The 14,162-nt window shown below is 58.7% G+C and carries 13 protein-coding genes; 4 read left to right on the plus strand and 9 right to left on the minus strand.

Annotated elements, in window-relative coordinates; translation table 11 throughout:
- From moaB to ACTJKV_RS02840, 4 genes are all read right to left on the minus strand, one after another.
- On the minus strand, window positions 1-555 hold the full coding sequence (gene moaB / locus ACTJKV_RS02825; protein WP_274100812.1) for a molybdenum cofactor biosynthesis protein B: 555 nt from the start codon (window positions 553-555) through the stop codon (window positions 1-3).
- The gene (locus ACTJKV_RS02830; protein ID WP_274100811.1) at window positions 552-1,460 is read right to left on the minus strand and encodes a 4-(cytidine 5'-diphospho)-2-C-methyl-D-erythritol kinase; all 909 of its coding nucleotides are present in this window, start codon (window positions 1,458-1,460) and stop codon (window positions 552-554) included. Before ACTJKV_RS02830 ends, moaB begins: the two co-directional genes overlap by 4 nt.
- Window positions 1,461-1,466: 6 nt before the next feature.
- The gene (locus ACTJKV_RS02835) at window positions 1,467-3,302 is read right to left on the minus strand and encodes a tetratricopeptide repeat protein (RefSeq protein WP_274100810.1); all 1,836 of its coding nucleotides are present in this window, start codon (window positions 3,300-3,302) and stop codon (window positions 1,467-1,469) included.
- 249 nt (window positions 3,303-3,551) lie between these two features.
- Entirely contained in the window at window positions 3,552-4,568 is a 1,017-nt protein-coding gene (locus ACTJKV_RS02840; protein ID WP_274100809.1) for a polyprenyl synthetase family protein, read from the minus strand.
- 111 nt (window positions 4,569-4,679) lie between these two features.
- On the opposite strand from ACTJKV_RS02840, the gene ACTJKV_RS02845 reads away from it, so the two are divergent.
- The 4 genes from ACTJKV_RS02845 (at window position 4,680) to ACTJKV_RS02860 (ending at window position 6,882) form a co-directional block, all read left to right on the plus strand.
- Entirely contained in the window at window positions 4,680-4,907 is a 228-nt protein-coding gene (locus ACTJKV_RS02845; RefSeq protein ID WP_062425944.1) for a putative signal transducing protein, read from the plus strand.
- 6 nt (window positions 4,908-4,913) lie between these two features.
- On the plus strand, window positions 4,914-5,705 hold the full coding sequence (locus ACTJKV_RS02850; protein ID WP_274100808.1) for a tRNA1(Val) (adenine(37)-N6)-methyltransferase: 792 nt from the start codon (window positions 4,914-4,916) through the stop codon (window positions 5,703-5,705).
- A 110-nt stretch (window positions 5,706-5,815) separates the two neighbouring features.
- Entirely contained in the window at window positions 5,816-6,673 is an 858-nt protein-coding gene (locus ACTJKV_RS02855) for a S49 family peptidase (protein WP_274100807.1), read from the plus strand.
- Window positions 6,674-6,687: 14 nt separating this feature from the next.
- On the plus strand, window positions 6,688-6,882 hold the full coding sequence (locus ACTJKV_RS02860) for an NfeD family protein (protein WP_062425942.1): 195 nt from the start codon (window positions 6,688-6,690) through the stop codon (window positions 6,880-6,882).
- A gap of 95 nt (window positions 6,883-6,977) precedes the next feature.
- On the opposite strand, the gene ACTJKV_RS02865 is transcribed toward ACTJKV_RS02860, so the two are convergent.
- From ACTJKV_RS02865 to ACTJKV_RS02885, 5 genes are all read right to left on the minus strand, one after another.
- Entirely contained in the window at window positions 6,978-8,885 is a 1,908-nt protein-coding gene (locus ACTJKV_RS02865; protein WP_274100806.1) for a DUF2207 domain-containing protein, read from the minus strand.
- 137 nt (window positions 8,886-9,022) lie between these two features.
- Window positions 9,023-10,945, minus strand: coding sequence for a DUF2207 domain-containing protein (locus tag ACTJKV_RS02870; RefSeq protein ID WP_274100805.1), 1,923 nt, complete (start codon window positions 10,943-10,945; stop codon window positions 9,023-9,025).
- Between the two features lie 58 nt (window positions 10,946-11,003).
- On the minus strand, window positions 11,004-12,269 hold the full coding sequence (gene aroA / locus ACTJKV_RS02875) for a 3-phosphoshikimate 1-carboxyvinyltransferase (protein ID WP_274100804.1): 1,266 nt from the start codon (window positions 12,267-12,269) through the stop codon (window positions 11,004-11,006).
- A 40-nt stretch (window positions 12,270-12,309) separates the two neighbouring features.
- Window positions 12,310-12,861 (minus strand): LemA family protein, encoded by a 552-nt coding sequence (locus ACTJKV_RS02880; protein ID WP_274100803.1) that lies wholly within the window; start codon window positions 12,859-12,861, stop codon window positions 12,310-12,312.
- A gap of 126 nt (window positions 12,862-12,987) precedes the next feature.
- On the minus strand, window positions 12,988-13,950 hold the full coding sequence (locus ACTJKV_RS02885) for a glycine--tRNA ligase subunit alpha (protein WP_062438505.1): 963 nt from the start codon (window positions 13,948-13,950) through the stop codon (window positions 12,988-12,990).
- Window positions 13,951-14,162 lie beyond the last annotated feature (212 nt).

The raw sequence follows: 14,162 nt of genomic DNA on the forward strand, positions 1-14,162 counted from the left end.
TCAGCCCTTCGTGCGGCGCAGATGCTCGTCCAGCCGTGGCATGATTTCCACGAAGTTGCAGGGCATGTGGCGATAATCCAGCTGCGCTTTCAAAATGCCGTCCCACGCGTCTTTGCAGGCGCCTGGTGAACCCGGCAGAACGAAGACAAAGGTTGTATTGGCAAGCCCGGCGGTGGCGCGTGACTGGATGGTGGATGTGCCGATCTTGTCATAGGAGATGCGGTGGAACACCTCTGAGAAGCCGTCCATGCGCTTGTCGAACAGAGGCTCCAGGGCTTCCGGCGTCACGTCGCGCCCGGTAAAGCCCGTGCCACCCGTGGTAATGACCACATCAATCTCGTCCGACAGCGTCCAGCCTTGCACCTTTTCGCGAATGGCCCCGATGTCATCAGACACGACAGCGCGATCCACAAGACGGTGGCCTGCCTCCTCGATCCGTGCGGCCAGCGTGTTGCCGGATTTGTCGTCCGCCAAGGTGCGCGTGTCAGAGACGGTCAGAACGGCGATACCGACCGGAATGAATTGCCGCTCTCCACCCGTGTTCTTCTCACTCATGACGCTCTCCCTGCAATCGTTCTGGTCTCTTGAACATACCATCCGGGCTCCTGTTCCCGAAGCGATGCTGCTGCGGCCTCCGCTTTCTCCCAGTCGGAAAAAATGCCGAAGCATGTGGCGCCCGAACCGGACATGCGCGCAACATCCGCGCCCTGTGAATGAAGCATTGCCAGCATATCGCCGATCTCCGGCAGAAGCTTCACGGCTGGAGGCTGCAGATCGTTTCTAAGCGCGTCCATCATCGAAAGCCATGACTGGCCTTGATCCTGAAGCGGTGCGGGAAGCGGTGCATTCTGCTTCTCCTCCAGTAGCTTAAAGATATGCGGCGTTGAAACCCCCCTGAGCGGGTTGACCAGCACCAGCGATAATTGAGGAAACTGCGGAAGAAGGGTAATCTCTTCCCCAATTCCCTGCGCTATCAGCGGCTGGCTCTCAAGACACATCGGTACGTCGGCACCGATCATCAACGTCATGTCGATCAAGGTCTTGCCGTCAATCTCCAGTTGCCAATGGCGGATCAATCCGCGCAAGGCTGCCGCGGCATCGGCTGAACCGCCGCCAATCCCCGAGGCGACCGGCAGGTTTTTCTCCAGGTGAATGGCAACGGGCGCTGGTGTGAGCCCGCTTTTCTGCACATGGCCGCGAAGGAGATCGCGCGCCTTCAGCACAAGGTTGTTGCTCGCATCCGACTGAAGAAGCTCCGAGGCAAATTGCCCGGAGATCGAAAAGCTGTCTTCGGCGGCACCGCGAATGCGGACGACATCGCCTGCTTCGGTAAAGGTCACCAGCATGTCGAGGAGGTGGTAGCCGTCCTCCCTTTGCCCCGTCACATGCAGGGCAAGGTTGATCTTTGCCGGAGCGGCCTCAACAGTATCGACCGCTCCCTTCCCATCAGTCGGACCCATCCGATGTCAGGATTTTTTGTCCGGGGCAGGGGCCGGCGGTGCAGGTGGCGGTGGAGCCTGATCCTTCTTCGCGGTGTTCTCTGCATCCTTTTCCAAGGGCGGCAGGCCATTGGCGATTTTTTCCTTCACCTTCGCCTTGTCCACGTCGTCGCTATCGCCGATCAGCGCACGGTTCCACTGGTAGACGGCCTCCAGCTTGCGGCCGACACGCCAATAGGCGTCACCCAGGTGGTCGTTGATGGTGGGGTCCCCGGCGCGAAGCTCGATCGCACGTTCCAGTTCGGTCACGGCTTCATCGAAAGCGCCAAGACGATAATGCGCCCAACCGAGCGAATCGACGATGTATCCGTCATTGGGGCGAAGCTCCACCGCGCGGCGGATCATGTCGATGCCTTGGTCGAGGTTCATGTTCTTGTCGACCCAGGAATAGCCGAGATAGTTCAGAACCTGCGGCTGTTCCGGGTTGAGCTCCAGCGCACGCTTGAAGTTCGGCTCGGCCTTGTCCCACTGCTTCAGACGCTCATAGGCAATGCCGCGCTGGAAGAAGATCGTCCAGTCGGACTTCTTCGGGACCGCGCCGATCACCTCGACAGCCTTGTCGTAATTGGCAGCCATGGCGGCATAGTCTTTCGCGTCCGACAGGACGGCGCCATAGGCGAGGTAGGAGCGAATGTCGTCAGGATCGGATTCGAGCAGCGCCTTCAGATGCTGGCGCGCCTCATCGACCTTGCCGGTCTGCGCCAGTGTCAGGCCAAGCTGCAATTCGGAAATGCGATGCATCGGCGAGTCTGCGGGCACCTCGCGATAGAATTCGATGGCGCGCTCGGCCTGCTTCTGCGCCTCGGCCAAGCCGCCGAGGAGGATAAGCGTATCGGCGCTCTTCGGGTCGAGCGCTCGCGACGCCTGGAGATACAGCGTCACGATCTCTTCCGCGCCTTCGCGGTTCAGTGCACCGGCAATCGAGAACATGACGGACGCAGCACCTTCAACGGCGGTCTGAACCTGCTGGTCTGGCTTTTCACCCTTTTCAATGCTCTGTCGCAGCGCCTTCAAGGGTGCGTAATTCGGAGCAAAACCGTCGCCGACGGCAATCGTGTCCAGCGCCTTTTGCTTGTTGCCCGCTTTCGCCTCCAGCCGCGCCAGCGCCATGACGGCGCGCATATAGGTGTCGGTTGCGGTCGCACCGCCTTCACGGTCGGCCACCGCTTCGCTCAGGCTCTTGCGAGCCGCTTCCGTGTTGCCGGTCACGAGCGCAATGGCGCCCGCGTTGTATTTCTGGAAGATCGAGAACCAGCCCGGCCCCTTCATGCCATTGACCATGGCGAGTGCTTCCTTGCTCTTGCCGGCGCCAGCGCGCGCCCAGGCAGCAAGAAGCGTATTGACCATGCGGTCCAGATCGTTCGGGCCGCTATATTTCAGGATTTTCTCGGCGGACGAAAATTCCTTGTGCTTGATGGCGGCAAGCGCACGCACGATCGTCGTCACGCGCTCCACCGAGCTGTCGTCCTTCAGGCTGTCGGCAATCTTGGCGCCGGCCTCGAAGTCGCCGCTCAACAGTTGCGCGATCATCAGGCGCTGGCGAATTTCGGTATTGGCCGGATCGAAATCCAAAGCCTTCTGGTAAAGGATGATTGCGGTCGTATAATCCTGGTCGACATCCGCGGTGCGGGCAGCCAGAAATGCGCCTGAGAAGGTGGTGACCCGACCAGGATCGAACTTGACGGCCTCTTCCGCCTTATCGGCGGGCTTCGTCTCTGCCAGCGCGGCAGAGCCTGCGCCAAGCGTGAGTGCGGCAATGAAGGCCGCGCTGCAGAAAAGACGAAATGCTGGATTGCGCCGCATGAAGGAACCCTTGCTTGTGTGCTTCCGCACTGAAAAATCAGCTTCAAACTCGACAGCACCGGGCACCACATCTGCCCTTGATGACTGTTAAGGTTGAGATAGACACGCCATCGGAAACCGGAATCGGTTCAGAAAGTGGTGCATCACGTCACGATAGAATGGCTTTTTTGAAGCAGGCCTGCAACAAATTCTGCTGCCGCTCTCCATTTCGCCGATCGCTCCTCTTTCGAGGAAAACTCTGCCGCGCCGTCAGTTGACGCGCTCGATGCAGAAGTCGATCACTTCCATCAACGCATCCTTCCACGGGCTCTTCGGCAGCGGTGCCAGCGCATCGCGTGCGATCGTGCCGTAATGGTTGGCGCGAGAGATCGTGTCCGTCAGACCGTTATATTTCTTGATGAGACCGAGCGCGACCTCAAGATTTTCATCCGTACTTTCGCCGTTTTCGATCGCGCGCTTCCAGAAAGCCCGCTCATCGATGGTACCACGACGATACGACAGAATGACCGGGAGGGTGATCTTGCCCTCGCGGAAATCATCGCCCGTATTCTTGCCGAGATCGGCAGACTTGCCGCCATAGTCCAGAACGTCGTCGACAAGCTGAAACGCAAGGCCGAGATTCATGCCGTAGGATTTCAGCGCGCCGCGCGTCGCCTTGTCAGTCTTGGCAACGATCGGGCCGACTTCGGCAGCGGCCGCGAAAAGCGCTGCGGTCTTGGCGCGGATAACCTGGAGATAGTCGTCTTCCGTCGTTTCCATGTTTTTGGCGACGGAAAGCTGCAGCACTTCGCCTTCGGCAATCACGGAAGCGGCGGTGGAGAGCACATCAAGCGCGTCCAGCGAGCCGACATCCACCATCATTCGGAAGGCCTGGCCGAGCAGAAAGTCGCCGACCAGAACGCTCGCCTGGTTGCCCCAGATGGTGCGCGCGGTCGATTTGCCGCGGCGCAGATCGCTTTCATCCACCACGTCGTCATGCAGCAGCGTTGCGGTGTGCATGAACTCGACGCTGGTGGCGAGCTTGATATGGTGGTCGCCATCGTAACCGAACATCGAGGCGGAGGCGAGAGTCAGCATCGGGCGCAGCCGCTTGCCACCGGAAGAGATCAGGTGGTTCGCCACTTCCGGGATCATCTGCACATCCGATCCGGCCTTGGAGAGGATCAGTTGGTTGACGCGTTCCATGTCCGGACGGGTCAGATCGACAAGCGGCTTGACGGATGCGAGTTTGTTTTTGCTTTCTTCAAGCGGTATGACGACGCCCAACGGAACGGACTCCTATTCGATTTCGGTTTGACAATAGAAAGCGACGATGGTGGCGGCAAGTGTGGAATCGCCTCATGACCTTCAAAAATATGGGAATGTGGAAACTCATTGATGCGTGAATTGATCAGAACAAACGATGCTGTCCTGCTTTCTTTCGCAGAAAGCCTGATGAAGGATGCCGGCATTCATTGCATGATTGCCGACCAGGGCATGAGCATTCTGGAAGGTTCGCTTGGGCTTCTGCCCCGCCGTTTCCTTGTCGAGGATGACAGGTCCGAGCAAGCGCGCCGCATCCTCATCGATGCGGGCCTTGCCGACGAACTGCGAGACGAGGCCTGATCAACGATGACGTCGGAGACCGTCGACGCATTTCACCGGGGTCGGTTTCACCTGGTCCAGCCGAAGGGCAGGGGACACAGGGCCGGCATGGATGCCATGCTGCTCGCCTCGCTGGTGGCAGATGACCAGCCGTGCCGCGTGGCTGATCTTGGTGCTGGCGCCGGTGCAGCCGGATTTGCCGTTGCAGCCCGTCTGGAGAAGGCGGAAGTCACGCTTTTCGAATATGCCTCCGAGATGGTCGATTTCGCCAGGCGCAGCATCGCGCTTCCGGAGAACCTACACCTTGCAGACCGCCTGACCGTTCACCAGGCCGATGTAACCTTGCGCGCCGGTGCCCGTGCCGAAGCCGGCCTCATCGATGATCATTTCGATCACGTCATCATGAACCCGCCTTACAATGATGCGGGAGATCGCAAGACACCCGATGCCTTGAAGGCGCAGGCCCATGCCATGACGGATGATCTTTTCGAGCATTGGATCAGAACGGCAGGTGCCATCTTGGCGCCGGGTGGGCAGCTCTCCCTGATCGCCCGCCCCCAATCGGTGGCCGATATCATCTCCGCATGCGGGCGCCGCTTTGGTGGGATGGAGATTACCCTTATCCATCCAAGACAAGGGGAAGATGCCGTCCGAATGCTCGTGACGGCGATCAAGGGCTCCCGCGCGCGTCTCACCTTCCGCGCGCCGTTGATCATGCATGAAGAGGACAGCCACGCCTTTTCAGCCGTTGTCGATGATCTGAACAACGGACGAGCCGCCTATCGCCGCAATCACAAAACTGTGCGCTCTTCTGGCTAACGCCGATGGCGAAAAACGCTATCCGGCAAAACGAATTTCCAGGGCCACCATTGCGTTTGCGAGCGCGATACATACATCCCTTTTTGAGATAAACGACGAAGAGGATGAAGATGGCCGGGTTTTTGAAGCGCATTGTGCCGAAGCGATTTCGCAAGCAGGAATTGGTCGTGCCGGTGGTGCGCATGCATGGCGCGATTATGGCAGGCGGCAGTCAGCTTCGCCCGGCTCTCAACCTTGCAGGCTATGCGCCGCTGCTCGACAAAGCCTTCGGCATGAAAGATGCACCGGTCGTCGCTATCTCGCTGAATTCTCCTGGCGGTTCGCCGGTCCAGTCGCGGATGATCTACAACCGCATTCGTCAGTTGGCCGAAGAGAAGAACAAGAAGGTTCTCATTTTCGTCGAGGATGTCGCAGCCTCCGGCGGTTACATGATCGCGCTCGCCGGTGACGAGATCATCGCCGATCCCACATCGATCGTCGGCTCCATCGGCGTCGTCTCCGGCGGCTTCGGTTTTCCTGAGATGCTGCGCAAGATCGGTGTGGAGCGCCGCGTCTATACGTCCGGCGAAAACAAGGCGATCCTCGATCCCTTCCAGCCGGAGAAGGAAGGCGACATCGAGTATCTTAAGTCGCTCCAGTCTGAAATCCACAACGTCTTCATGGACATGGTCAAGCTTCGCCGTGGCGCGAAATTGAAGGACGATCCAGCTCTGTTCTCGGGCCTGTTCTGGACGGGCATGCGTGGCGTCGATCTCGGCCTCGTCGATGGCCTCGGCGACATGAAGGACGTGCTGCGCCGACGCTATGGTGAAAAGGTTAAACTGCAACTGATCAGCGGTGCAAGAAACCTGTTCGGCAAAAAGGTGCCGGGTGTCGATCTTTGCGCACAGGCAATCGCCGCCTCCGCCGCTTCGGGACTTGCAGAAGTTGCCGAAGAAAAGGCATTGTGGGCCAGATACGGATTGTGATGGACGCGATTTAAATGGCCCAGTTGATAACGCTCGCCCTGCTCGTGATCGGGGCGATCATCCTCTACCGGCGATTTGTGACGGATGCCGAGAAGCTGTCCGCCAAATCGAAGCGGCAGGAGAAGGAGCGCCAGACGGGCGCAACCGGCACATTGGTCAAGGACCCGACGACGGGCGAATATCGCGTCAAGAGAGAAGACGAGGTTTAAGCGTGGCGCGGTTCGCTGGCCGCGATGATCGCTATGCTTGCTCATCGTCCGAAGTACTCCGCGACGAACCGACAAGCGTGAGGGCGCAACGGCGGCTACCAGCCGCCACCACCACCGCCGCCGCCACCAGAGCCGGAAAAGCCGCCTCCTGAGAAACTCGATGATGACGACTGTGGAATCGTCGCCGAAATGGTTGACGCTACGGAGGACGAGAACGCACCGATCCAGTCGCTGGGGCCTTTCACGAGACCGTAGTACCAGCCCGGCACATAGTTTTCGGAATCCTCTGTCGCTTTTGAAAACCACCTCTCGAATGCCTCGGTCCAAGGTTCCTCGACATTGAGCGCCACTGCATAGGGCAGCAGCGTTTCAAAATGCTGCGGCGACATTGTCGGCGCCCCTTGCATGTTCATCCGGTCTTTCTCCGCGACACGCAGATAAAGACGCAAGCCTTCAATCTCATCCATGATTTTGCGCCCGAGCGGTGTCGGAGCACCCATCAATGAGAAGAAGAGTAGGTTGATCAGGACGATAAGGCCGGCGGCGCCAAGGCCAATCGAGTTTGGATCGTGAGTGATCTCGAACCAGACGGCGCCGATGATGTACCCGCCGTATGCGATAATTCCGTATGCGAGCAGAGATAACAACACGATCCCGCCAAGCTTGTTTTTAAGCGATGCTCTCGGATGCAGGAGCTTCCGGACCCAAATCACCAATGATGTGATCTTCACACATCCGTATGCGACGATTAGGAATGCCCCTATATCGTCTGGATGTTTGGAAAAATAGATCGTTCCAATCACGAAGACGGCGCTGAGAAGAAATCCCACTACGACATAGATGTCGTTGCTTCTGAAATACCTGTCGCGGTGTTCCTTTTCAACAGCAGTGAAAAACCGCTCTCCAATTTTTTGAACGGCCTCGCCATTGTCCTCGTTAATGGTGAAGCCATGTCCGGGTGGCCCGATGGTCCTGAGCAGTGTTTTTTGTCCGACAGGCAGGCTGTCGTCCATTTGCTTGTGCGTGCGATGCATAATGATGGCGTCGTCCAGATTCTCGATCTCGACATAGCCTTTGACGGCAAGATCGAGCGCGCTGGCGGAAACGGCCGTCCAGCCATCTTCTTCAAAACCCTGATGGTCGATATAGTTCATCAGCCCGGGTGAGATACCCTCAGGCGGGTCCCAGCGCGGCACGACGATCCCCGCGGCAGGATCTCGGCCAACCGCGTGCCACGCCTTGAAGTAATAGGCCAGTACGACCAGCAGACCGACGCATCCGATGATCATCGTGTTATGATCGCGTATCCACCATTCACTTTGTAGAGCAGTCGAGGGCGTAACAAGCACACCCTTTGGTAGCTTCACCGCCACCGTCATCCCTTCGCCCTTGCTGAGCGGGCGGGTTGAAGTGAGGATCGTTTTATTGCCCTCTACGCGGACGTTTGCATCCTTGCCCACCGCGCCGAGTGGGCCGGTGAAAAACGCGGTCTCGCTCGGGCTTGCTCCTTCCGGCAACAAGATGGTGGCAGAAACATCCCGCATCGGAAAGTCCCAGCCAGTGCCCGTCACGTTCCAGGTCAACTCGTCATAGGTGTCGAAGTGGCGGATCTGTCTGTCCGTCGTGTAGGTGATTTGAAAGACATGATCGCCCTTCGTCAGCAGGCGATCGGCGTCCCCGACATAGATTCGAATACCGCCATCAATCCATTTCGTATCCCAGTATTCCACTGCACCGTCACGCTTTACCGAGACGATATTGAAGCCGACTTTGGTGAGCTTGCCGTCAGCATCCAAGGTGTAGAGCGGGAAATCCCGATAGATACCGTGTTTGATGCGATCCCCTTCCGCCCGGGCCTTGATGGTTTCGGTCACGGTCAGTTCGCCATTTTTGGCGATGGTGATCGTCGAATCGTAGGAGAGGATGAACTCTTCGGCGGAGGCCGGCAGCACTGTGACCAGAAAGAAAAACAGCGCAAGAAATCTGGCAAAAGTGGTCGTCACGTAAAGTCGTCTCCAGATGTCCGGCTGTCGTCAGGTCGAATAGAAAAGGTGGATGGCGCCAGGCTTTCTCAGCGTCCAAGGCAGTTCGCGCCCATGAGAATGCTGCTGCGGATGCCGCACGTCGAGGCCTTGGTGTCTTACCAGCCGCCGCCACCGCCGCCGCCACCGCCAGAGCCGGAAGACCCGCCGCCGCCTGAAAAGCTCGATGACGAGGAACTGGGCGGTGCCGGAATGGTCGAGGCAATCGTGGAGGCCATGGAGGCGGAAAATCCGCCGATCCGGTCGCCAAAGCTGTTGTAATTGCCGTTATACCAGGTCGGCGCATAGGCCGCAGCACCGGCAGAAGCGGCGGCAAGCCACGTCTCGAACGCTTTGCTCCAGCGCTTCTCCACACCGAGCGCCACTGCATAGGGCAACAAAGTCTCGAAATGCTGCGGCGACATCTGCGGCGCGCCCTGCATGTTCATGCGGTCTTTCTCAGCCACCGTGAAGTAAAGCCGTAAGCCCTCGATTGCATCCATCAACTGCCGGCCAAGCGGTGTCGGCGCGCCCATCACGAGAACGAAGAGCACATTCAAAAGCACGATGAGCGCCAGCGCAACGACCGCCAATGTGTTGGCATCATGGACGTGATCGAAAAAGATGCGGCCAACGACGCCCGCAATCAGCGAAAAGGTCAGAAAGCCGGAGATGGCCATAAAAACGATGCCGCCAAGGCGTGAGAGGACGCCGCGTCCGCGACGGCGCTGTTTGCCGTAGATCGTGGCGCCGACGGCAAAGAACACCGCGGCCATGGACAGCGAAATGATGGTGCCGATATCGCCTTCATCGAAACTGCCAAAGATCAAGGCGGCGACGATGACCCCGAAGCTGAGGACAAGTCCGCCAACGATATAGCCGCTATTGCTCCTATAATATTTCCCGCGATGCTCTTTCTCGATGGACGAGCGGAAATCCAACCCGACTTTCTGTACCGTCTCGCCATTCGCCTTGTCGATCGTCAAGCTATTGCCGGGAGCACCGATAGAGGACAGCAGTGTTCGTTGACCGACCGGCAAACTGTTCTCGATCTTCTTCTCCGTGCGGCGAATGATCAGGCCGTTCTTGAGATCTTCGATCGTGACGAAGCCCTTGACCGCCAGATCGAGTGCCGTCGCAGACAGCGCAGTCCAGCCACCGTCTGCAAAGCCGCGGCCATCGACATAATTGACAAGCGCAGGCGACAGGCCCTCCGGCGGATGCCAGCGCGGCACAATCAATCCTTCCGCCGGGTCCCGTCCAACCGCTGACCAAGCCCTGTAGTAATAAGCAAGCACGATCAGCAGGCCGAGACCGGCGATAATAAGGGCGAGGCGATCGCGCAGCCACCATTCCCGCTGCTGCGAGGCGGAGGGTGCATCCAGCACACCCTTCGGCAGCTTCACGGCCACCGTCATGCCTTCGCCCTGATAGAAGGGGCGGGTAGAGGCGAAGAACACATCGTTGCCTTCGGTCAGGATACGCGCGTCCTTGCCCGTGGCACCAAGCTTGCCGGTGAAGACGGCTGTATCGCTGGGTCTTGCGCCCTCCGGCAAAGAGATTGTGGCGGAGATTTCGCGCATCGGAAACTGCCAGCCATTGCCGGTGACGTTCCAGGTCAGCTCGTCGTAGCTATCGAAATAGCGGATTTGCCGATCGGTGGTGTAGGTGATCTGGAAGATGTGCTCGCCTTTGGGAAGAATGCGGTCGGCATTTCCGGTGAAGATGCGAATGCCGCCGTCGATGTTCTCTGTGTGCCAGTCTTCCGGCGCGCCGTCGCGCTCCACCGAGAGAACCTTGAAGCCGACCTTCGTCCGATTGCCGTCCTTGTCGAGCGCATAAAGCGGGAAGTCGCGAAAAATGCCGCGCTTGATGCGGTCACCTTCAGCCCGTGCCGTGATGGCTTCCGTCACCGTCAGTGTCCCGTCTTTGGCGACATCGACGATGGAATGATAGGAGCTGATAAATTCTTCTGCGGAGGCGGGCAGCACCCACGCGAGCAAGAGGCAAAGCCCGAGAAGTCTGGCGAACATGGTCTTCACGTGCGATCTCTCCAGATGGTGTGTGCTTCTCGAGCCGATCCGTTGCGCCAAGCGCGTTTTAAACCGGCTTTTCCACTTCCTGATAGGTGACGCCAAGCGACGCCAGCGCCTTCCAATATCCCGGATAGGTTTTGCCCACGCAGGCAGGATTTTGAATAGCGATGCCGCCCGTCTTCAACCCCGCCAGCGCAAAGCTCATGGCGATGCGGTGGTCGTGGAATGTGTCGATGGAAGCGTGAACCGCCTGTCCCGCCAGCGCCGGATCGGCATGAACGATCAAGTCATCGCCCTCTTCATGCGCAAGGCCGTCCCTTATCTGATTGAGACCAAGAGAGAGCGCCCGGATACGGTCGCATTCCTTGACGCGCAGATTGGCAATGCCGACGAAGCGCACCGGTGTTCTGTTATAGGCGGCCAGCACCGCGATGGTGGGAATGGCGTCCTGCATCTGGCTGCCGTCGATTTCGGCGGGCAGGTTAGGGAACTGCGCCATCACCGCATGCGCCTTGGCATCCGGCTGCGTAAAAGCGTCGGCTGGCGTTCCGATATCGATCTTGCCGCCGGTCAGCAACTCCGCCCCCCAGAGATAGGTCGCAGCAGATGCGTCGGGCTCGATGTGAAAATCCGTCGCCTTGTAGCCCGTCGGGTGTACACGCCATATGGCATTGCTGACACGCTCAACCTTGGCGCCGAAGGCTTCCATCGCGGCAACCGTCAGATCGATATAGCCTTTCGCGCCGATATCTTCTCCGGCCAGAATGATGTCGAGCGGCTGCGCGCCGCACGGGGCGGCCATCAGAAGCGCCGAGACATATTGGCTGGAAAGATTGCCGTCGATCGTGACACTGTCCCTGGTGAAGCCTCGGCCATTACCCTTGACCGTGACAGGCGGGCAGCCGGTCTCTGCTTCCGCTTCGATCCCCAAGGCTGTCAGTGCGTCCACCAGTGGCTTGATCGGACGCTTGCGCATATGCTCGTCGCCCTCGACGACGACCGTGCCGTTTACCGATGCGACCGCCGCTGTCAGGAAGCGCGTCGCCGTGCCGGCATTGCCCAAGAAGAGCGGCTTTTCCGGTGCGGTGAGAACGCCTGAGCTCTCAACGACGAAGCTCGTCGCGTCCGGCTCCGTCACTGTCACACCCATCGCCCGCAAGGCTTCCGCCATGTAGAGCGTGTCGTCGCTTTTCAGCGCGCCCGTCAGTCTGCTCGTACCTTTGGCAAGGCCCGCCAGAAGCAGCACACGATTGGTGATGGATTTGGAGCCGGGCGGCTCAACCTTGCCGGAAAGCGGTTGGCCGGGGGGGGTGATGGTCAGTTCGATCATGTCTTTATCGTCTTCTCGCCAGCAGACTGGCTTTCAAGTCTCAGAATTTCACGGTGGGAACGGCGCGATCCGCCTCGTTGGTGATTTCAAAATAGGGCGCTTTCGCAAAACCGAATTTCCCGGCAATAAGGTTGGAGGGGAAGCTTTCGACCTTGACGTTGAGGTCACGCGCAGCACCGTTGTAATAACGGCGCGACATCTGGATTTCGCTTTCCAGCGTCTCAAGCGAGCGCTGCAATTCGACGAAATTCTGATTGGCCTTGAGGTCGGGATAGGCTTCTGCCAGAGCAAAGAGCTTTCCGAGAGCCTGACCGAGCAGGCCTTCCGCCTTGGCGCGCCCCTCGACATCCCCCGCTGGCACAGCCTGCGCCTGGTTGCGCAGTGAGACGACCTCTTCAAAGGTGCTTTTCTCGTGGGCAGCATAGCCCTTCACCGTTTCGATGAGATTGGGGATAAGGTCGGCGCGGCGCTTTAACTGCACGTCGATGCCCGACCACGCCTCTTCCTTCATCTGCCGCGCTTTGACGAGGCCGTTATAGGTGAAGACGACATAGAGCGCGACAAGCGCAACGATGGCCAATGCGGTGAACATGCAAGCTTCCCCCTCACGAAATCCGGCGAGCCGCACCCATCAGACGCGCCCCGCTTCACCACCTGACTGTTGAGCGCAAGACGATGAAGACCTAAATCGATCTTCGTCACGTCGCGCTTAAAGGCGTCAGGCCGCCTTGTTCCAGTTCAACCCACCGGCATCCGTCATCAGGAAGGCTTCACCGCAGGCCTTCGCCAAGGTGCGTACCCTCAGAATATAGCTCTGACGCTCGGTCACCGAGATTACGCCGCGCGCATCCAGAAGGTTGAAGACGTGCGATGCCTTGATGCACTGATCATAGGCGGGAAACACACATTTGTGCAGCATCTGGTTGGCGTTGTCGCCGGGTGCACCGGCGGCCAGAAGCGCCTGGCACTCCTTCTCGGCATCGATGAAATGGCGATGCAGCATAGCCGTGTCGGCATATTCGAAATTGTGGCGGGAATATTCCTGCTCAGCCTGTAGGAAGACGTCGCCGTAGGAAATCTTTTCCTCGCCGTCGCGGCCATTGAAGTTCAGGTCGTAGACATTGTCGACGCCCTGGACATACATGGCGAGGCGCTCGAGACCATAGGTCAACTCACCCGCAACCGGTGAGCATTCAATGCCGCAGACCTGCTGGAAGTAGGTGAACTGCGAAACTTCCATGCCGTCGCACCAGCATTCCCAGCCAAGACCCCAGGCACCCAGTGTCGGGCTTTCCCAGTCGTCCTCGACGAAGCGCACGTCATGCAGCAGCGGATCGAGACCGATCGCCTTCAGCGAGCCGAGGTAAAGCTCCTGGAGGTTGGAAGGGTTCGGCTTCAGAATGACCTGATACTGATAGTAATGCTGCAAGCGGTTGGGGTTCTCGCCATAGCGTCCATCAGACGGACGCCGGGATGGCTGCACATAAGCCGCTTTCCATGGCTTCGGACCAAGCGCACGCAATGTCGTTGCCGGATGAAACGTACCCGCACCCACTTCCATATCATATGGCTGCAACACGGCGCAGCCCTTGTCCGCCCAGTAATTATGCAGCGTCAGGATCAGCGCCTGAAAGGAACGCTTCGGGTTCATATGGTCTGGAACGTCGGTCATTGCGGTCATCTTGGGTCAAGAGAGGATAAGTAAGGACTTACTTCGATTGCGGACAGGTGCCATGGCAAGGGTTGCGGGTCAAGAACTTCCGTCACGCTGTAGCGGGAGAGCAGAGTACCGTCTCGCGACGCTCGTTCCGATATTTACATTGTGCATCTGTCGCAAATTTTGCTAGCAGAGGCCAACCGAAAAATCCGAACCCGAATATCTCTGACACCGGA

Origin of the sequence: Agrobacterium sp. 22117 (assembly GCF_052045735.1) — a bacterium.
GTDB lineage: Bacteria > Pseudomonadota > Alphaproteobacteria > Rhizobiales > Rhizobiaceae > Agrobacterium > Agrobacterium cavarae.